At 66.5% G+C, this 17,364-nt stretch carries 21 protein-coding genes and 1 tRNA gene; 9 read left to right on the top strand and 13 right to left on the bottom strand.

What is annotated here, in order from left to right:
- Positions 1-3: 3 nt before the first annotated feature.
- Both AUL30_RS03585 and lipB read right to left on the bottom strand, forming a co-directional pair.
- Complete coding sequence (locus tag AUL30_RS03585; RefSeq protein ID WP_062226428.1) at positions 4-447, bottom strand: YaiI/YqxD family protein; 444 nt, start codon at positions 445-447, stop codon at positions 4-6.
- The gene (gene lipB, locus AUL30_RS03580; RefSeq protein WP_062226427.1) at positions 444-1,181 is read right to left on the bottom strand and encodes a lipoyl(octanoyl) transferase LipB; all 738 of its coding nucleotides are present in this window, start codon (positions 1,179-1,181) and stop codon (positions 444-446) included. The genes AUL30_RS03585 and lipB overlap by 4 nt, the downstream gene beginning before the upstream one ends.
- Before the next feature lie 164 nt (positions 1,182-1,345).
- Between lipB and AUL30_RS03575 the strand changes: the two genes are divergently transcribed.
- The 3 genes from AUL30_RS03575 (at position 1,346) to dmeF (ending at position 2,880) form a co-directional block, all read left to right on the top strand.
- A tRNA-Leu gene (locus tag AUL30_RS03575) sits at positions 1,346-1,430 on the top strand.
- 209 nt (positions 1,431-1,639) lie between these two features.
- The gene (locus tag AUL30_RS03570; protein WP_062226426.1) at positions 1,640-1,918 is read left to right on the top strand and encodes a metal/formaldehyde-sensitive transcriptional repressor; all 279 of its coding nucleotides are present in this window, start codon (positions 1,640-1,642) and stop codon (positions 1,916-1,918) included.
- 11 nt (positions 1,919-1,929) lie between these two features.
- Positions 1,930-2,880: a CDF family Co(II)/Ni(II) efflux transporter DmeF gene (gene dmeF / locus AUL30_RS03565; RefSeq protein ID WP_062226425.1), complete on the top strand. Its 951-nt coding sequence runs from the start codon at positions 1,930-1,932 to the stop codon at positions 2,878-2,880.
- Positions 2,881-2,911: 31 nt separating this feature from the next.
- Here dmeF and AUL30_RS03560 read toward each other — a convergent pair whose 3' ends face one another.
- Complete coding sequence (locus AUL30_RS03560; RefSeq protein WP_062226424.1) at positions 2,912-3,541, bottom strand: pyridoxamine 5'-phosphate oxidase family protein; 630 nt, start codon at positions 3,539-3,541, stop codon at positions 2,912-2,914.
- A 142-nt stretch (positions 3,542-3,683) separates the two neighbouring features.
- On the opposite strand from AUL30_RS03560, the gene AUL30_RS03555 reads away from it, so the two are divergent.
- Together AUL30_RS03555 and AUL30_RS03550 are read left to right on the top strand one after the other, a co-directional pair.
- On the top strand, positions 3,684-3,869 hold the full coding sequence (locus AUL30_RS03555; protein WP_062226423.1) for a hypothetical protein: 186 nt from the start codon (positions 3,684-3,686) through the stop codon (positions 3,867-3,869).
- Between the two features lie 217 nt (positions 3,870-4,086).
- Positions 4,087-4,299 (top strand): cold-shock protein, encoded by a 213-nt coding sequence (locus AUL30_RS03550; protein WP_062226422.1) that lies wholly within the window; start codon positions 4,087-4,089, stop codon positions 4,297-4,299.
- 157 nt (positions 4,300-4,456) lie between these two features.
- On the opposite strand, the gene AUL30_RS03545 is transcribed toward AUL30_RS03550, so the two are convergent.
- From AUL30_RS03545 to AUL30_RS03525, 5 genes are all read right to left on the bottom strand, one after another.
- Entirely contained in the window at positions 4,457-5,275 is an 819-nt protein-coding gene (locus tag AUL30_RS03545; RefSeq protein WP_062226421.1) for an alpha/beta fold hydrolase, read from the bottom strand.
- A gap of 15 nt (positions 5,276-5,290) precedes the next feature.
- Positions 5,291-5,623, bottom strand: coding sequence for a hypothetical protein (locus AUL30_RS03540; RefSeq protein ID WP_157069843.1), 333 nt, complete (start codon positions 5,621-5,623; stop codon positions 5,291-5,293).
- A gap of 157 nt (positions 5,624-5,780) precedes the next feature.
- A complete protein-coding gene (locus AUL30_RS03535) occupies positions 5,781-6,146 on the bottom strand; it encodes a DUF982 domain-containing protein (RefSeq protein WP_062226419.1) in 366 nt (121 codons plus the stop codon).
- 59 nt (positions 6,147-6,205) lie between these two features.
- A complete protein-coding gene (locus AUL30_RS03530) occupies positions 6,206-6,895 on the bottom strand; it encodes an anti-sigma factor (RefSeq protein ID WP_062226418.1) in 690 nt (229 codons plus the stop codon).
- Positions 6,892-7,467 carry a sigma-70 family RNA polymerase sigma factor gene (locus AUL30_RS03525; protein ID WP_062226417.1) on the bottom strand — a complete coding sequence of 192 codons (576 nt, stop codon included), beginning with the start codon at positions 7,465-7,467 and terminating at the stop codon, positions 6,892-6,894. The genes AUL30_RS03530 and AUL30_RS03525 overlap by 4 nt, the downstream gene beginning before the upstream one ends.
- A gap of 152 nt (positions 7,468-7,619) precedes the next feature.
- Here AUL30_RS03525 and AUL30_RS03520 point away from each other — a divergent pair, with 152 nt between their 5' ends.
- Positions 7,620-8,225, top strand: a complete 606-nt coding sequence (locus AUL30_RS03520) for a fasciclin domain-containing protein (protein WP_062226416.1) — start codon at positions 7,620-7,622, stop codon at positions 8,223-8,225.
- A 45-nt stretch (positions 8,226-8,270) separates the two neighbouring features.
- Here AUL30_RS03520 and AUL30_RS03515 read toward each other — a convergent pair whose 3' ends face one another.
- The gene (locus AUL30_RS03515; RefSeq protein ID WP_062226415.1) at positions 8,271-8,630 is read right to left on the bottom strand and encodes a hypothetical protein; all 360 of its coding nucleotides are present in this window, start codon (positions 8,628-8,630) and stop codon (positions 8,271-8,273) included.
- Between the two features lie 196 nt (positions 8,631-8,826).
- Here AUL30_RS03515 and AUL30_RS19635 point away from each other — a divergent pair, with 196 nt between their 5' ends.
- A complete protein-coding gene (locus tag AUL30_RS19635; protein WP_157069842.1) occupies positions 8,827-8,988 on the top strand; it encodes a Thivi_2564 family membrane protein in 162 nt (53 codons plus the stop codon).
- A gap of 22 nt (positions 8,989-9,010) precedes the next feature.
- On the opposite strand, the gene AUL30_RS03510 is transcribed toward AUL30_RS19635, so the two are convergent.
- A complete protein-coding gene (locus tag AUL30_RS03510) occupies positions 9,011-10,267 on the bottom strand; it encodes an NAD(P)/FAD-dependent oxidoreductase (protein WP_062226414.1) in 1,257 nt (418 codons plus the stop codon).
- Positions 10,268-10,454: 187 nt separating this feature from the next.
- Between AUL30_RS03510 and AUL30_RS03505 the strand changes: the two genes are divergently transcribed.
- Positions 10,455-11,783 carry a methylmalonyl-CoA mutase family protein gene (locus AUL30_RS03505; protein ID WP_062226413.1) on the top strand — a complete coding sequence of 443 codons (1,329 nt, stop codon included), beginning with the start codon at positions 10,455-10,457 and terminating at the stop codon, positions 11,781-11,783.
- Positions 11,780-13,945, top strand: coding sequence for a methylmalonyl-CoA mutase (gene scpA / locus AUL30_RS03500; RefSeq protein WP_062226412.1), 2,166 nt, complete (start codon positions 11,780-11,782; stop codon positions 13,943-13,945). Before AUL30_RS03505 ends, scpA begins: the two co-directional genes overlap by 4 nt.
- A 4-nt stretch (positions 13,946-13,949) precedes the next feature.
- Here the strand turns inward: scpA and cysG are convergent, their stop codons facing one another.
- The 3 genes from cysG to AUL30_RS03485 form a co-directional block, all read right to left on the bottom strand.
- Complete coding sequence (gene cysG, locus AUL30_RS03495) at positions 13,950-15,398, bottom strand: siroheme synthase CysG (protein WP_062226539.1); 1,449 nt, start codon at positions 15,396-15,398, stop codon at positions 13,950-13,952.
- Positions 15,399-15,596: 198 nt separating this feature from the next.
- A complete protein-coding gene (locus tag AUL30_RS03490; protein WP_062226411.1) occupies positions 15,597-16,343 on the bottom strand; it encodes an SDR family NAD(P)-dependent oxidoreductase in 747 nt (248 codons plus the stop codon).
- A gap of 25 nt (positions 16,344-16,368) precedes the next feature.
- Entirely contained in the window at positions 16,369-17,364 is a 996-nt protein-coding gene (locus tag AUL30_RS03485) for a GntR family transcriptional regulator (RefSeq protein ID WP_202814470.1), read from the bottom strand.

Below are 17,364 nucleotides of genomic sequence, written 5' to 3'. Positions count from 1 at the left end.
GGCTCATCCGCGTGCCGCGAGGATAAGCCGATTCAGCTCCTGCTTGAAGCGCGCACGATCGGACGGTGAAAAGGCCGCATTATGGCCCTTGCTCTCGCCCGTTTCCCGAAGATGCTGATTGAAGGCGCGAAAGGAGAGGGCGGCGCCGATCGTCTCGGCCGTAAAGGCCCGCCCATTCGGGTTGAGGACAAGCGCTCCGACCTCCAGCGCACGGCCGGCCAGTGGAATATCCGCCGTCACCACGATGTCCCCGGAGTGTGCCTGCGCGACGATCCAGTCATCGGCTGCGTCCGCGCCGGCCGAAACGGTGACGAGCTGCGCGCCTGGATAGCGCGAGGGGCGCAAGCCGCCATTGGAGACGTAGACGACCTCGGCACCGAGCCGTCCGGCGATCTCCAGGACCTCGTCCTTGACGGGGCATGCATCGGCATCGACCAGGATTCTCATGCGGTTGGCCCGAACACGGTTTCGAAATTGCGACGCAGGACGCCGTCCACCTCCGGCAGCGAGACCAGGATGCCGAGATCGGTCAGGCTGGTCACGCCATGGCCGCGCACGCCACAGGGAACGATGCCCGAAAAATGGGTCAGATCCGGATCGACGTTCAGGCTGATGCCGTGAAACGTCACCCAGCGGCGGACGCGGATGCCGATGGCGGCGATCTTGTCCTCTGCGACCGATCCGTCCGGCCCTCGCGGCCGCTCCGGCCGCGTCACCCAGACGCCCACCCGGTCCTCCCTGCGCTCGCCGCGCACCTGGAACTCGGCAAGTGTGGCGATGATCCATTGCTCCAGCGCCGCGACATAGGCCCGGACATCCGGGCGCCGGCGCTTGAGATCCAGCATGACATAGGCGATGCGCTGGCCGGGGCCGTGATAGGTGTATTCCCCACCGCGCCCCGCCTCATAGACGGCGAAGCGGTCCGGATCCGTCAGATCCTCCCGGCGGGCGCTGGTGCCGGCCGTGTAGAGCGGGGGATGCTCCAGGAGCAGCACCGTCTCCGGCGCCTCACCGGCTGCAATGGCCGCCACGCGCTGTTCCATGAAGTCCAGGGCGTCCGGATAGGGCGTCAGCCCGGCGCGAATCATCCAGGCGACAGGCGGTCCGTCCGGTGCGCCCGCAAACTGCGTCGGCTCGATGGACAGCCGTGCCGGGGAGGGGCGTGCGTGATCTTTTTCCATGGCATCTCTCTAGCCATTCCCCTGCTTTTTCGGAAGTCCGCCCGGCAGCCGCGCGAATTTTCCGCATGCCGCACAAAATGCCGCTTGTGCGCCTGCCATGGCTTTGTTACATGCCCGCCACCGGTCGATGACCGGCCCGCCGGTGATGCACCGGCACACGACGTGCGGTCGTGGCGGAATTGGTAGACGCGCAGCGTTGAGGTCGCTGTGGGGCAACCCGTGGAAGTTCGAGTCTTCTCGACCGCACCATTCGTGTTTCAGGCGGCGCCAATCCGCTGAGCTCAGTTATCATTTCCTGTCGGTGCGGTCCGCAGACTGTGTGCTGCTGGACGCCGTCACAATTCCCTTCGACATGCGGATAGCGCTTCGCCGCGGCAACGCTCGCTTCTGCCGTGCGCTGCGTACGCACCGCGTCAAACCTATGGATTGCGTCGGCGAGATAGGGTAGGGGGTATCCTATGGCGCATCTTTCGAAAGACCCGACCCGGCTCATCGCCCGCGTACGACGCATCCAGGGACAGCTCGACGCGGTCGCCCGCGGGCTGGAGGGCGGCGCCTCCTGCGATGACGTGCTCCAACTCGTCGCGTCGATCCGGGGCGCGGTGAACGGACTGACCGTGGAGTTGATCGAGGATCACATCCGCCACCATGTCGTCGATCCCGACCGGGAGGCCGATGTCGAAAAGGCCAAGGGCGCGGCCGATCTCCTGTCCGTCCTCAAGACCTACCTGAAGTAAGGAGTTGATCCATGGTGGAGATCGTCCCTGAAGCGCGCCTGAGCGGAGGCACACCGCACGGTCACGATTTCCTGGGGGCGAACCATGGTCGCAACGAACGGCGGGTCTGGGCCGTCATCGCGCTGACGGTCACCATGATGGTGGTGGAAATCGGCTCCGGCATCGCCTTCGGCTCGATGGCGCTGGTGGCCGACGGGCTGCATATGTCGACCCATGCGGCCGCCATGCTGATCGCCGCCACGGCCTATTTTTACGCCCGCAAGCACCTTTCCAATAGCCGCTTCACCTTCGGCACCGGCAAGTTCGGGGATCTGGCCGGCTTTGCGAGCGCGGTGATCCTGGCGCTCATCGCGCTCTTGATCGGTTATGAAAGCCTCCTGCGCCTCTCCAATCCGGTTCCGATCGCCTTCGGCTCGGCCATCGGGGTGGCCGTGGTCGGCCTTGTCGTAAACCTCGTCTCGGCCTGGCTCCTGAAGGATGACCACGCGCATCACCACCATGGCCACGCCCATGATCATCCTGCGGATGGCGCCCACGGCGGACGGGACAACAACCTGCGCGCCGCCTATGTGCATGTCCTGGCCGATGCGCTGACCTCGGTGCTCGCCATCGTGGCGCTCGTGCTGGGGAGCGTTTATGGCTGGCTTTGGCCAGACCCCGTCATGGGCCTGGTGGGCGCGCTCGTCATTGCCCGCTGGTCATGGGGGCTTGTGCGCGATGCCGGGGGCGTGCTGCTCGACTATGTTCCGCCGGGCGAGGATCTGCCGGATGAAATCCGGGCGGCGCTGGGCGCCGATGGCGACCGCATCACCGACCTGCATGTCTGGCAGGTCGGCCCGGGCCATCATGCCGCCATCGTTGCGATCCGCTCGGCCAACCCGCAGCCGCTCGACACTTACCGCGCCAAGCTTGCCCATATCCACGACCTGTCGCATCTGACGCTCGAGGTGGACCGGTTCTGAAGCGCATGGGGTAGCGGAGCCGCCACGCCGTTCAGTAGAGCGTGTCGGCCAGGCGGCGGGGCAGGGCGGCGTCGTAAGCCTCTCCATCGAAGGACTGGTCGGATACGGCCCGCAGGATGGTGCCCGGGCTCGGAAGGCGATCGTGCGTCACATGCGCCGCCTGCGTCCACAGCCCGGATCGGATGATGGCGCGGCTGCACTGGAAGAAGACGGACGTGACATGGATGCGCAGGAGCGTCTTCGGCACCCGCCCGTCCACTTCGTAGCGGGCCAGATCATCCGGCCCGGCATGAATGCGCCCCGTTCCGTTGACCCGAAGCGTCTCGCCGATGCCGGGGATCAGGAACAGAAGGGCGACGCGCGGATCCGCGATGATGTTGCGCAAGCTGTCGATCCGGTTGTTGCCGCGTCGGTCGGGCAGGACGAGCGTCCTGTCATCCTCGATCGTGACGAACCCCGCCGGGTCTCCACGCGGGGAAGCGTCCAGCCCATTGGGGCCGGCGGTGGCCAGCACTGCGAAAGGCGCGGCCTCGATGAACGGGCGATACAGCGGATGGATGTGATCCACCTCCTTGAGGATGGATGTCGGCGCCACGGGGCCGTACAGGGCCTCGAGTGCATCCGCAGTGTCTATGCATGCGCTATCGCCGCCCGTCGTCATTGCCCGACCGCTCCCGTTATCTCGTACCCCGGCGCAGGCGCCCGTTTGCGCTTGGCGGGGCCATTCACCGCAATCTTTGCCATGCTTCATTGAAAGCTGGCGCGCGCGCCGCACCTAGCCCTGTGATGTACGGGAGAGCGCGGTGGCAATCGTCGGATACAGGATTTTCATTCGCAAGGATGGCGATATCGTTCACATGGTGGAAGATGCGTGGGCGGAAGACGAAAATCCGAATGCTCACCTCAACGACGCGATGGAAGCCTGGGAGGCCGAGCAGGGCGGCACGGCCCTTGGCGCCTATGTCATTTCTTATGAGCGCATCGACTGACGAAAAGGGCGATGCGTGACGGGGCACGAGAATAATTGTACCGCTTGCCTTGTATCCTGTGTGCGGATGATGCATATTGGCTTTGTCGAATGACGGCCGGATGCATGGCCTTTCGCTGCGAAAGCAGCGTCTAGTTACAATCTTTCCGCAAATATCGATCTACAACGGCGTGCGATGATCGCGTGCTGGCTTGAACTTGACTTCGAAAGGGTGTCCCATGATCTCGGGAACCGTAAAATTCTTCAATGCTCAAAAGGGCTTTGGCTTCATTTCTCCGGATGACGGCGGTCAGGACGCTTTCGTGCACATCAGCGCGATCGAGCGTTCGGGTCTGTCCGGCCTGGCCGATGGCCAAAAGGTCACCTACGAGCTGGTCGCCGACCGCCGCAGCGGCAAGATGGCTGCCGAGAACATCTCGACCGTCGGCTGAGCCGATTGTCGCACGCGCTTGTCGCGGTAGATGAGGTTTTGTGAGATCAGCGGCCGACCACGGATGTACTGGCGAACCGCTCACTCCTTCTGACCGCCACCGCTTGACGCACGGCGCATGAGATAAGGCCCTGCATTCGCAAGAATGCGGGGCCTTTTCACGTTTCAGGTCGGCTGCTGCGGGGCGGCGCCCCTGCTGCCGGCAGGAGCGCGATGAAGCGCTCGATCATGGCGTTCACCTGGTCGGGCACTTCGAGCTGGCAGAAGTGCCCCGCTCCGACCACCCGGCCGATCATCGTCTGTGGCGCGGTGGCAAGGAGGCGGCCGAGATCGGATCGCGGGGTCGCCTCGTCGGCCTGGATGTAGAGGCATGGTACCGATGGCCCGGTCTTGCCCTCTGCCAGATCGAAGGTTGCCAGCGCCTCATAGGCTGCCACCATGACATGCTGCGGGGTCGCATTCATACGCGCGATGATGGCGCGGCGGCGCTCCGCATTGTCCGTGGGCAGGAAAAGACTGTCCTCGACGAAGCGTGACAGCGTGTCCCGGTAGTGTGGGCCGCGCAGCGCTGCCAGAAAGGGCCCCACCTTTGCGCGAACCGCATCGGGCAGCGCCACGGCAGAATCCAGCATCACGATTGCGCGTGGCACGTCGGCATGGCGCTTGGCAAGGTCGTAGGCGACGATGCCGCCCATGGAATGGCCGACCACGATCGGCTTGTCGATGTGCAGCCGGGCGCAGATCCAGGCGAGATCATCGGCAAAGACATGTTCATAGGATTGCCCGGGAGCATCGCTTGCCCCGTGCCCGCGCAGATCTACGGAAACGACGCGGTGGCCAAGCCTGGCAAAGTGCCGGGCCTGCGGGGCAAGGAAGCTCAGGTCGCAGCACCAGCCGTGGACCAGGAGGAGGGGAGGCGCATTGCCCGGCACCTCCTCCACGTGAAGAGTGACACCATCGCGCTGCAAGGCCGCCATCTTCGCGACCTTGAGTTAGTCGACGCCGACCACGCCGGATGCCCCGAACATCTGCATCAAAGGCGCCGACAGAAAATAGAGAATTGCCGCCACCGCAATGCCGAGGACGAGATAGGTAACCGTTGCCGACTTGCTTCGACCTGTTTGGCCGGATGTCTTTTGCGGGGCGGAAGCGGACGACTTTTTCGCCGTGTCGCCATCCAGCCAGGCGGAGGGACGATCCGCCGTCGGCATCAGCGTCTTGCCCTCGACGCCCGCGCTTCCCATACCATTCTCGTTGGCGGCACGGGGTTTCTCGGGCGTTGACGACGTCTGGCTGGCTGGCTTCCAGTTCCTGATGTTCGACATGAGATCAATTCCGAGCAGTAGAGATACGTTCGTCTGAACGATTTATGGCACAGGAGCGCATTTCCAACCGTTGTCGCCGCGGTTGGCAGCACGAAAGGATCGTAAGCACAACCCACATACGAAAAGGCCGCTCACCATGAGCGGCCTTTCGAGGGGTTCAGGCTGGCAAGCGCCGTGCCGCCGAGGCTGTCGAAGCGATGACCGCCTCATCCAGCGTGGGGACAAGCAGTCCGGTTTCATCCGCAAAGCGTTCGATCGGCCGACGGGCGGCCTCCGCGCTGAGCTGCCGGGAGAAAGCGGCCTTGCAGGCCTGCAGAGCATTTACATGCGCCTCGCGCCGCATGGCGGTCCGGCAGTTGTGCAACCAGGCATAAGCCTGGGTCACCGTATGGATGTCCCGCGCAACGCCTATGCCGAGGAACACTTTCAACGGCGTCTTGAAAACATCGTACTCCATGAGCTTCACCTCCCCAATAAGGCCAAGGAAGGCCGCGATGTACGTGTTAATCTGGCGTTCATACATTCGGTTTCAAGGCCTGCGCCTGCCGGGCGAAGGGTGGCAGGCCAAGCATATTGCCTTGGTCAGATAGGCCGTGCATGGCCTTGGCCGATCACCGGGCCCGTGGGCTGGCCAGTCGGTGAGCCGCCTTCCGGCTCGGATGAAACGGCGAAGATGTTGCCATCGTCGGAGCTTTGCACCATCGGACTGGCAAGGCGAATTCGCGTTGTGTGACCGGTCGCCACGAGGCCGAGCGAATGCGGCACGCCGTCGGTGGCGATCTGCCACAGCTCCAGGCTGCGCTGGCTGTCCCGCGGGAGGCCGACCGGCGTGACCATGGCGCTCTGCCCATCGGGCGCTATGGAAACGATCAGCAGCGCCTGGCCGTCCTGACCGGCGACGAGCGCATTGTTGGCGATGACCGTCGGCGGGGGTTCCATCCGCGCCACGAAGACGAGCGCGGCCAGGCTGGCCGCTGCGAGCGACCCCGTTCCGAGCGCCAGCCATTTCCAGAAGGCGGGCACGAAGCCGGGCGGACGCCTGGCAAACGTGGCGGCGGCAATACGCTGCCAGGCCCCGCGCGGCGGCTCGACCGGTGCTGCATAGGCAAAAAGCGGGGCGAGCGTCGCTTCCCATTGCGATACACGTGCGGCGAAGGCGGGATCGCTCGCCACCCGCAGTCGCACCCGTTCGCGGGCGTCATGCTCCAGCGTGCCGAGGGCGTATTCCGCCGCCAGTGCGTCGTCCGGATCGTGTTCCACTGGCTCGCTCATGGTTCCATACACCTCCGCAGGCGCAGGAGACCGCGTCGTATGATGCTTTTCAACGTGCCGGCCGGCATTCCACTGCGTATTGCAAGCTGTTCATGCGTGACGCCCGACAGGAACGCCGTGCGGATTGCCCAGGCGGAACGTTCCTCCAGCTGGGACAGGCAGGCATTCAAGCGGTGCAGATCCTGGCCGAAGGCCAACTGTGAAAAGGCATCGGGTCCTTCGTCGGCGATCCGCTCGGCAACGGTGTCGAGGTCCGCTTCCCGACCACGCCCGCGCACCGAACGCAGCCGGTCGATCGCCCGGTTGCGCGCGACCGTGCAGAGCCACGCCATGGCACCCGCGCGATGGGGGTCGTATTGACGGGCCTTGTCCCAGATTCCGATAAAGACCTCCTGCAAGACTTCCTCCGCATCCTGTCGCGAGGGGAGGATACGGATGCAGATACCAAACAGTTTCGCGCTGGTCATGCGATAGAGCGCTGCGAATGCGGCGCGGTCCCCCTTGCCGGTGTTTACCAGGGCGGCCTGGAGCGCTGCACGCTGCACATCGTCCGGGGCCTCGTTCTGCGCCATGCCGGCGGCTCTCCCTATGGTTTCAAGCCGGAGCTAGCGCCGCATAGCCACCTTACGAGGGAGCGCTCTGCAAAAAATCGCAATCCAAGGTGCATCCGACATCCAACCTGTTCCGTATCTGGGCCCCGCAAGGCAAATCACGGAGAGAAACCATGAAGACGATCATTGCACTGACCCTCGCCACGCTGATCGCGACGCCGGCCCTGGCCGCGTCCGACAATGGAAGCTCGGCGCCTATGAACGACAATATGTCCATGGCCCAGGACAGCGGCGCAAGCGTCGAGGTCGGCGGTGCGCCCATGTATGCCAACCGGACCATTGCCGAAAACGCCCCCAAGGCCTCGAACCTGACGACGCTGGTGGCGGCGGTCAAGGCGGCCGGCCTTGTCGAGACGCTCGGCGGCCCAGGCCCCTTCACGGTCTTCGCACCCGACAATGCTGCCTTCGAGAAGCTTCCGGCCGGCACCGTCGAGACCCTGGTGAAGCCGGAAAACAAGGAAATGCTGACCAAGATCCTGACCTACCACGTCGTTCCGGCCCGGGCGACGTCGCAGGCCGCGGCGCAGATGATCAAGGACGATGGCGGCAAGCACACCGTGACCACCGTGGAAGGCGAGCCGCTGACGCTGGCCATGTCCGGTGACAACATCACCGTCACCGATGCCAAGGGCAATGTCGCAACCGTGACGCAGGCCGACGTGCTCCAGGCCAATGGCGTGGTGCACATCATCGATACGGTGCTGATGCCGGCGAACTGACCGCGTGGCAGGCGTGGAGCGGGGGCTGGTCCCCCGCTCGAACGTTCAGTTGGCGCAGGCCTTGTCCGCGCTCGCCATGGCGGTATCGCCGCCCTCCTGCTGCGCGGCGACATCCTGGGGTGAGGTTGCCTTCTGGGCATCGCCCCCACCCGGCGAGGCGGCCATCGGCATGGTCGAGCCATCCTTGGCGATGGCGCCTTGTTCGGCGGTTTCCATATTGGTCGTGGTGCCCTCGGCCGCGCCGCCCGTCTGTGCTTCGCCTTCGGCATCCTGAAGCGGGGCGACCGTCCCGTCCTTGGAGATCGTGTTGGCGCCCTCAGCGCTCTTGTCATGGCAATCGGCGGTGGCGATGGACGGCGAAAGGGCCAGCCCGGCGGCAACCAGTAATGCGAGACGGATCTTCATCCCGTCCTCCCTGGAGTTGTCGGCGCCCGCGTCTACAATCCTCCGCGGCCGCGATACGTTCCCGGCGCCGCACGCTTTACGCGCCTGTGCCTCTCGCCGTCGGGGTCCCGCCTCCTAAATGTGATCGGGTCGTGAGGGTCCCCCGGACAGGGGATCGCGTTTGAGCCGTCCGAGGGGCGGCGGAGGAGTACGCCCGATGAGCATTCTCATCAGCATTCTGATCACCTTCCTGGTGGTCATCCTGGTTCTGTGGCTCGTTCAGCAACTGCCGCTGGATGGCCGCATCAAGCAGATCGTGCAGGCTGTCGTCATCATCATCGGGATCATCTCGCTGCTGCGCTACCTCGCCGTGTTCTAGGCGCGGCCAAGGCGCGCTTCCTCTAGCGGAAGCGCGCCGGCGCAAAGGGCGCCATGTCGATCGGCGCCTGCCGTCCGGCAAGCAGATCCGCGATAAGCCGGCCCGTGCCGGCCGATTGCGTGAGGCCGAGATGGCCATGGCCGAAGGCATAGACGATGTCCCGGCTCGCGGAGGCGGGGCCGATCACCGCGAGCGTGTCTGGCATGGACGGCCGGAAGCCCATCCACTGCGTTCCGCCGTTCGTGTTAAGCCCGGGCAGGAAGCGCGCCGCCTTGGCCAGCATGGCATCGGCACGGCGATAGTTCGGGGGAAGGGCAAGCCCACCCAGTTCCACCGCGCCGCCGATGCGCACTCCACCGCCGACAGGCGTCGCCACGAACCCATGATCGGGGAAATAGATCTGCCGTCGCAGGTCGAAGGCGCCCGGGGCGAGCGTGGTGTTGTACCCCCGCTCTGTTTCCAGTGGAATCCGGTCGCCTAGCCAGGCCGCAAGGGTCTTCGACCAGGCGCCGGCGCACAGGACGACCGTCGCGGCCTTGCGCTGGCGCCCGCCGGGCAGGATCAGCCTGGCGCCGCGTTCCATCGCTTCGACCTTCAGGACCTCAGCCCTTTCCAGCTTGCCGCCGCGCGCCTCGAAATGGGCCGCCAGAGCCTGCGTATAGAGCCTGGGATCGACCACCTGCCGGCCGCCCGGGACATAGCGTGCAAGCCCCCGCAATTGCGGCGCGAGGCCGGGTTGCAATGCGTCGATCTCCGCGCCCGCGATCTCCTGGAAGGAAATGCCGGCCTGTCGCCGGATCTCCCACTCGGCCGCGCTGGCCGCGAAGGAGGCCTGCGTATCGTAAAGGCTTAACGTTCCGGTGGTCTGGACATGGCGGGCAAGCGCGGCCGAAGAGACGAGCCTGTCGAAGGCCTCTTCGGCCATCGGCATGAAGGAGGCCTGTGCCGCCAGGATCCGCCGGTATATCGCAGGACGGCTCGCCGCCGAAAACCGCGCCAGGAAGGGCAGGATCTTCACGGCATAGGCCGGGCGAATGGAAAGCGGGCCCAGGGGGTCTGCCAGCCAGCGCGGGGCCTGGCGCATGATGCCGGGGGAGGCATGGGGCATGATCTCGGAAAAGGCGAGCATGCCGGCATTTCCGGCGCTCGCACCCTGCGCCACGCCGGCCTTGTCCAGGACGGTGACGGTGCGCCCCTCGGACTGCAGGGCGATGGCGACGGACAGCCCCACCACGCCGGCACCGATGACGACGGCCTCATTGGCTTCCTGATCCTGCATCGCCGCTGCGCCCTTCCCATGCCAACTTCTACACCCTGCATAGTCCAGGCGGAGGATGCGCGTCCATCATCGGTATCGTGCCCGTCCGCTGAAGGGATGGCGCAGCCGCCGCAGGGCCGATTGGCTTGCGCGCCCGCCTGCCTTAAAGTTGCGGGACATGCCCTGTTCGGGCGGGAGGAGAAGCCGATTGAGCGCGCAGGAATGGCTTGGCCGCGTTGCGAAGGTCCTGGGTGACCAGGATTTCTCAACGCTCCGTTCGGTTACACCGGAAGGGCTGACGCTGGAACCCCTGTATCCGGTGCCGCCGGAAGCCGCGTCGCGCGCCGTGCGCGCGCAGCCGGACCGTCCATTTGCGATCGTGCAGCGAATCGACGATCCGCTCCCCGACAGCGCTGCCCGCCAGGCGGCCGAAGACCTGCAAGGCGGGGCCGACATCCTGACCCTGTGCCTGGAGGGCTCGGACGGCGCCCATGGATTCGGGGTTCGGACGGGCGATATGGCCGCCGTCCTGCGCGGCATCGACCTCGACCGGCAGCGGTTGCGCATCGAGCCGGCGCCCGGCGCCGTGCCGGAGATGCTGGAAGGGCTTGCGGCGCACTTAAGCGCCGCGCGCCTGCCTGCCGCGCTGTCGACCATCTCCATCGCGGCCGATCCCGCCCGCCTTAGCACGGCCGAGATGGGCGCACTGCTGGCCAGTGGTCTGCCGGGAACGCTCGTTACAGCGTCCGGGTGTCCGCATCACGACCGGGGTGCCGATGGTGCGCTGGAACTGGCGGCCGTCCTGTCGTCGGCCGTGGCCGGACTGCGCGCCATGGACGCGGCCGGCCTGTCGCCGGAAGCGGCGCGCGAGCGCCTTGCACTGGAACTTTCCGCCGATGCCGATCTGTTCCTGACCATTTCGAAGTTCCGGGCGGCGCGGCTTCTCTGGGCCGATATCGCGCTTGCCATCGGCATGGATGCCGAGCCCGTGGAACTGTGGGCGCAGACCTCCTTCCGCATGCAAGCGCGCAAGGACGCAGCTACCAACATGCTGCGCAACGCGCTGGCCGGTTTTGGGTCGGCCATCGGCGGCGCGGACAGGTTGACCATCCTGCCGCACACCCTGGCGCTCGGCCTGCCGGATGCCTTTGCGCGCCGCATTGCCCGCAACCAGAGCGTCATTCTGATCGAGGAATCCCATGTCTGCGCCGTTGCCGACCCGGCCGCAGGGGCCGGCGCCTTCGAGGCCATGACCGCTCAGCTTGCCGATCGCGCCTGGAGCCTGTTTCAGGACATCGAGGCAGAAGGCGGTATCCGGGCGATGGTGTCGGACGGAAGATGGGCCGAACGGCTGGCGCAGGCCCATGCGCAGCGCCAGGCGCAAATCGCCGCCGGTGCAAAAGCCATTCTGGGCGTGACGCTGTATCCCGATGCGTCCGAGCGCGGCGCGCCGCTTGCCCGGCCGCGAGAGCCCGGCACGGACCCGCTGATGGCCCTGCGGGACGCAGCGCCGTTCGAGGAGCAGGACCCCGTATGAGCCGCATTCCCGATTTTTCCCGCCAGCCACGCGGGCGGCCCATCCTGCCGGCGCCAGGCGGCGGCCAGGAATGGCAGACGCCGGAGGGCATCGCCGTGCGCCCCGTCTACGGGCCGGACGACCGGGCGGGGCTGCCGGCGCTGGACAGCTTTCCCGGAATGGTGCCGTTCCTGCGCGGGCCATACCCGACCATGTATGTGAACCAGCCCTGGACCATCCGGCAATATGCCGGCTTTTCGACCGCGGAAGAATCCAACGCCTTCTACCGGCGCAATCTGGCGGCCGGCCAGAAGGGCCTGTCCATCGCCTTCGACCTGGCGACACACCGCGGCTATGACAGCGACCATCCGCGCGTGGCGGGCGATGTCGGCATGGCAGGGGTGGCGATCGATTCCATCCTGGATATGCGCACGCTCTTCGACGGCATCCCGCTCGACAAGATGAGCGTATCCATGACCATGAACGGCGCCGTCCTGCCGATACTGGCGCTCTACATCGTGGCGGGGGAGGAACAGGGCGTTGCGCCGGAACGCCTGTCCGGGACGATCCAGAACGACATCCTGAAGGAGTTCATGGTCCGCAACACCTATATCTACCCCCCGGAGGGGTCGATGCGGATCATCTCCGACATCTTCGCCTATACCTCGCAGCACATGCCGCGCTTCAACTCCATCTCGATCTCCGGCTATCACATGCAGGAAGCCGGGGCGACGGCGGATCTGGAACTGGCCTATACGCTGGCCGACGGGCTGGAATATATCCGCGCCGGCGTGGATGCGGGCCTTGCCATCGATGCCTTTGCCCCGCGCCTGTCCTTCTTCTGGGCGGTGGGGATGAACTTTTTCATGGAGGTGGCCAAGCTGCGCGCCGGCCGGCTCCTGTGGAGCGAACGCGTCGCCCGCTTTCATCCGAAGAGCGAAAAGTCGCTGGCGCTCCGGGCTCATTGCCAGACGAGCGGATGGTCGCTCACCGCGCAGGACGTTTACAACAACGTCACCCGGACCATGGTCGAGGCCATGGCGGCGACGCAGGGGCACACCCAGTCCCTGCACACCAACTCGCTCGACGAGGCTCTGGCCCTGCCCACCGATTTCTCGGCACGGATCGCCCGCAACACCCAGCTCCTCCTGCAGGCAGAAAGCGGGACAACCCGGATCATCGATCCCTGGGGCGGGTCCTATTATGTCGAGCGGCTGACGCACGAACTGGCGGAGCGTGCCCGCGCCCATATCGACGAAGTGGAAGCCCTCGGCGGCATGGCAAAGGCCATCGGCACCGGCGTTCCGAAGCTGCGCATCGAGGAAGCCGCCGCACGCACGCAGGCGCGCATCGATTCCGGCCTGCAGACCGTGGTCGGCGTCAACCGCCATGTGGCCCGCGACGAGCAGGCCATCGACGTCCTGAAGGTCGACAATTCCGCCGTGCGCGAACGCCAGCTCGCCAAGCTGGCGCAGCTACGGGCCGAGCGTGACGAAGCGGCGCTGCGCCAGGCGCTGGACCGCCTCACGGCCTTCGCGCGGGACGGAAAGGGCAACCTTCTGGCGGCAGCAGTCGAAGCGGCCCGCGCCAAGGCGACCGTCGGCGAAATTTCCGCAGCGCTGGAAACGGCATGGGGCCGCCACCGGGCGGAGATCCGCGTCAACCAGGGCGTCTACCAGCGTGAATTCGGCGCGCCGGACGACGCGACCCTGCGCACACGCGCTTTGGTGGACGATTTCCGCGACCTCGAAGGCTGCGCCCCGCGCATCCTGGTGGCCAAGATGGGCCAGGATGGGCACGACCGGGGGCAGAAGGTCATTGCCTCCGCCTTCGGGGATCTGGGCTTCGACGTCACCATTGGCCCGCTCTTCGCCACGCCTGACGAGGTTGCCGAACAGGCGGCCGGCGCCGATGTCCATGTGGTCGGGGTTTCATCCCTGGCTGCCGGCCATCTGACCCTGGTGCCCGAGCTCAAGGCCGCCCTGCGGCGGCTGGGACGCCCGGACATATTGGTGGTGGTGGGCGGCGTCATACCGCCGAGCGACGAGGAACCGCTGCGGCAGGCCGGGGCCGCCGCCATCTTCCCGCCGGGAACGCCGGTGGCGCGCGCGGCGGCGGACGTGCTCGATGCGTTGAAGGCCGCTTACGGCTACCGTCAGAAGGACCCGACCGACTACGTCTGACCCGTCAGGCGACGCGGGCCGGCAGGCGCGACATGGCCGTGGGCGCATAGCCATGGCCGACATTGGCCTCGCAGGCGGAGAAGACTCGGCCGACGCCGATCAGCAGCGGCCGGTCGACCCCGACCCGGGCGACGATGTCGCCGAGTTCGTCGAGCCGGCCGACGGCGCGGGTCTCGTCCGCGCGGGACAGATTGGCCGCCACCGCGACGGGCGTTGCGGCCGGCAGGCCTTCGGCGATCAGCCGCTCGGCGATCTGGCCGGACATGCGCCCGCCCATATAGAAGATCGTGGTGGCCTTATCGTCGGCGAGCGCCGGCCAGTCGAGATCCTGCGGCAGCCCGCCCTTGCGCGAATGGCCGGTCACGAAGCGGACCTGCTGCGCGCAGTCACGATGGGTGAGGGAGACGCCGAAGCCCGCCGCCAGGGCCGATGCAGCCGTGATGCCGGGCACGATCCGCACGGGAATGCCCTCGGCGCGCAGCTCCTCGATCTCTTCGCCGGCGCGGCCGAAGATCGACACATCGCCGCTCTTCAGCCGGACCACATGTTTGCCCGCCCGGGCGAACTGGATCATCATGCGGTTGATGTCTTCCTGGCGGCAGCTATCGCGCGAGGCGCGCTTGCCGACCAGCATGCGCCGGGCCTCTCGCCGGGCGAGTTCCAGTATATCGTCGGAGACGAGATCGTCGAACAGGATCACGTCGGCCGCCTGCAGGGCGCGCACGGCTTTCAGCGTCAGAAGCTCCGCTTCGCCGGGGCCGGCGCCGACCAGCGTGACACGGCCGCCGCTTTCCGGCGCGTTTGCCAGTTGCGATACGAGCCGCAATGCGGCGGCTTCATCGCCCTCGTCCGGGCTCTTGCCCGTGAAGGCATTGTCGGAAAAACGCTCCCAGAAGCTGCGCCGCTGCGGCCCTGGCAGCAGCCGTTCCATGACGTCGGCACGCAGCCGGGCCGCAAGCCGGGCCCATCCCGTCAGGGACGGCGGCAGCAGCGTTTCGATGCGGCGGCGGATCGACTGTCCGAGAATCGGCGCGGCGCCGTCGGTGGAAATGCCCACCACGACGGGCGAGCGATTCACGATCGTGCCGAAGCGGAACTGGCAGAAAGCCGGCTTGTCGATGACGTTGACGGGGATGCCGGCCTGCCGGGCCGCCGCGTGGAAGCGTGCGGCCTCTTCGTCCGTCTCGCAATCGGCGACGGCGAGCGCCGCGCCGATGAAGTCCCCGGCGGCCCAGTGCCGATCCACATGGGTGATGGTGCCACTGTTGAACCGCACGCCCAGCACGGCGCGCATCTCGGCGGTCAGCTCGCCCAGCGGCGCATGCAGCCGCACATGCGCGCCGGCAGCGGCCAGGAGCTCCGCCTTCCAGGCGGCGCCGTCGGAACCGCCGGCCATGATGACGGGCTTGCCGGACAGGTCGAAGAAGACGGGGAGGGTGGCCAGTTCACCCATCCGCTGGGGGCGCTCGCGCTCGGCGTCCGTCCGTTCGTCCCACTCGGCCATGTCAGATGTATCCTCGTCCAGATGCATCATAGTGTCCGTGATTTGCGGCCGCGTGACAAGGAAGCCCGTCCGCCGCCGTGCCTGCCCATGAGCAATTCCGGCATGTCGGCACCGGGCGGCGCGCAATTTTGTTGCGGCCAGGAGCGCTCAGTAGACGGCGCGTCCGCCGGACAGGTCGAAGACCGCTCCGGTGGAGAAGGAGCATTCCTCCGATGCCAGCCAGGCGATCATGGCCGCTGCTTCGTGCGGCTCCAGGAAGCGGTTCAGCGGAATCTTCGCCAGCATGTAGTCGATATGTTCCTGGCTCATCTGATCGAAGATCGGCGTGCGCGCCGCAGCGGGCGTGACGGCGTTGACGATGATGCCGGTGCCGGCCACTTCCTTGGCAAGAGATTTCGTCAGACCGATCAGCCCCGCCTTCGAGGCGGAATAGTGGGAGGCGTTGGGGTTGCCTTCCTTGCCGGCGATGGAGGCGATATTGACGATGCGCCCATAGCCCTGCGCCAGCATGCCCGGCACGACGGCACGGCAGGTCAGATACGGGGCGATGAGGTTGACCTCGAGCACACTGCGCCACACGTCGGGCTGAAGGTCCCAGAGCTTGCCGTTGCCGCCGGTGATGCCCGCATTGTTGACGAGGATGTCGATACGGCCTTCCGCCGCCACCAGCTCCGCCGCCGCCCTGGCCACCGCCGCTTCGTCGGTCAGCTCCACGACCTGCCCGCGCGCGCCTGCGCCCAGCTCCCCGACCGTCTGCGCGATCAGATCCGCGTCGATATCCCAGATGGAGACCCGCGCCCCGCTGTCGATGAAGCGGCGCGCCGTTGCCGCGCCGAGGCCCCGGGCACCGCCGGTGACGATGGCGACGCGTCCGGTCAGATCGATACTGTTCATGTCCCCTCCCATGCCATGGACCGCTTCAGTCCATGATGTAATCCACCGCCTCCGCGGTAAAGCGCCGGTGAAATTCGGCCAGACGCTGTACGCCCTTCTCGCGCGAGATGACCAGATGGCGCAAGAGCGCTTCGGATGCCGCGTCCGGGCGCTGCTCGTCCAGCGCGGCGACCACCGCCAGATGTTCGTCCAGGAAGGCATCGGTGCTCGGCGTCAGCATCAGGATGCTTTGCATATGCTTGCCCGAGATGATCGACGCGCGGCTGCGCCCCAAGGCCTCGATCAATTCGCGGTTCGGGCAGTAGCCGAGGCACCGCGCATGCAGATCGTGCTCGAGCTGGTCGAGTTCGGCGATGCTCAGATCGGGAAAACGGGTCGCGGCACGCTCCAGGTGCCGGCGCGTCTGCGCAATGACCGAGCGCGGCAGATGCGGCGCCGCGCCCATCAACGCCGCAGGCTCGATGATCTCGCGCAGCTGGTACAGGTTGCGCAGCCGCTCCTCGTCCAGGGGCACGATCCACCAATGGGCCTTCTCTCCCTTGGAGACGATCCCGGCAAGCTGCGCCTTGATGAGGATATCCCGCGCGACGGTCCGCCCGACATTGAAGTGGCGTGCCAGCGCCAGCTCGTTGACCCGGAACCGGCCGAAGAGGGAGCGCTTCAGGATTTCGCGCTCGACCTCGTAATAATAGCGGTCGGCCGTGTTGGGGCGCTCGTCCTGCAGCTCCGCGCCGTCGAGCGCGAGATGGTCGGAGGTCAGCTCCATCCGCAGGGGCCTTTCGGCCTCGCCCACCATCAGCCCGCGCCCGGCGAAGCGGCTGAGCAGCCCCTCCGCTTCCAATGTGGCGAGCGCCTGCTTGACGGGCGAGCGGCTGGAATTGAACAACTCCGCCAACGGCCCTTCCAGGAGCACCGTGCCGGGGGGCAGCATGCCGCGCTCGATGCTGGCGCGCACTGTCCGGCAGATGCGGACATAGGCGGGCTCGCGCGCGTCGCTCGCCAACGGCATGGCCTCGCTCAT

Origin of the sequence: Aureimonas frigidaquae, from assembly GCF_001463905.1 — a bacterium.
Lineage (GTDB): Bacteria > Pseudomonadota > Alphaproteobacteria > Rhizobiales > Rhizobiaceae > Aureimonas > Aureimonas frigidaquae.
This window is presented reverse-complemented; position numbering and strand designations above follow the sequence as displayed.

Coding starts and splice junctions, on each gene's coding strand:
- AUL30_RS03585 (WP_062226428.1), bottom strand. CDS start 447: ATGAGAATCCTGGTCGATGCCGATGCATGCCCCGTCAAGGACGAGGTC.
- lipB (WP_062226427.1), bottom strand. CDS start 1,181: ATGGAAAAAGATCACGCACGCCCCTCCCCGGCACGGCTGTCCATCGAG.
- AUL30_RS03570 (WP_062226426.1), top strand. CDS start 1,640: ATGGCGCATCTTTCGAAAGACCCGACCCGGCTCATCGCCCGCGTACGA.
- dmeF (WP_062226425.1), top strand. CDS start 1,930: ATGGTGGAGATCGTCCCTGAAGCGCGCCTGAGCGGAGGCACACCGCAC.
- AUL30_RS03560 (WP_062226424.1), bottom strand. CDS start 3,541: ATGACGACGGGCGGCGATAGCGCATGCATAGACACTGCGGATGCACTC.
- AUL30_RS03550 (WP_062226422.1), top strand. CDS start 4,087: ATGATCTCGGGAACCGTAAAATTCTTCAATGCTCAAAAGGGCTTTGGC.
- AUL30_RS03545 (WP_062226421.1), bottom strand. CDS start 5,275: ATGGCGGCCTTGCAGCGCGATGGTGTCACTCTTCACGTGGAGGAGGTG.
- AUL30_RS03540 (WP_157069843.1), bottom strand. CDS start 5,623: ATGTCGAACATCAGGAACTGGAAGCCAGCCAGCCAGACGTCGTCAACG.
- AUL30_RS03535 (WP_062226419.1), bottom strand. CDS start 6,146: ATGTATGAACGCCAGATTAACACGTACATCGCGGCCTTCCTTGGCCTT.
- AUL30_RS03530 (WP_062226418.1), bottom strand. CDS start 6,895: ATGAGCGAGCCAGTGGAACACGATCCGGACGACGCACTGGCGGCGGAA.
- AUL30_RS03525 (WP_062226417.1), bottom strand. CDS start 7,467: ATGGCGCAGAACGAGGCCCCGGACGATGTGCAGCGTGCAGCGCTCCAG.
- AUL30_RS03520 (WP_062226416.1), top strand. CDS start 7,620: ATGAAGACGATCATTGCACTGACCCTCGCCACGCTGATCGCGACGCCG.
- AUL30_RS03515 (WP_062226415.1), bottom strand. CDS start 8,630: ATGAAGATCCGTCTCGCATTACTGGTTGCCGCCGGGCTGGCCCTTTCG.
- AUL30_RS19635 (WP_157069842.1), top strand. CDS start 8,827: ATGAGCATTCTCATCAGCATTCTGATCACCTTCCTGGTGGTCATCCTG.
- AUL30_RS03510 (WP_062226414.1), bottom strand. CDS start 10,267: ATGCAGGATCAGGAAGCCAATGAGGCCGTCGTCATCGGTGCCGGCGTG.
- scpA (WP_062226412.1), top strand. CDS start 11,780: ATGAGCCGCATTCCCGATTTTTCCCGCCAGCCACGCGGGCGGCCCATC.
- cysG (WP_062226539.1), bottom strand. CDS start 15,398: ATGGGTGAACTGGCCACCCTCCCCGTCTTCTTCGACCTGTCCGGCAAG.
- AUL30_RS03490 (WP_062226411.1), bottom strand. CDS start 16,343: ATGAACAGTATCGATCTGACCGGACGCGTCGCCATCGTCACCGGCGGT.
- AUL30_RS03485 (WP_202814470.1), bottom strand. CDS start 17,364: ATGAGCGAGGCCATGCCGTTGGCGAGCGACGCGCGCGAGCCCGCCTAT.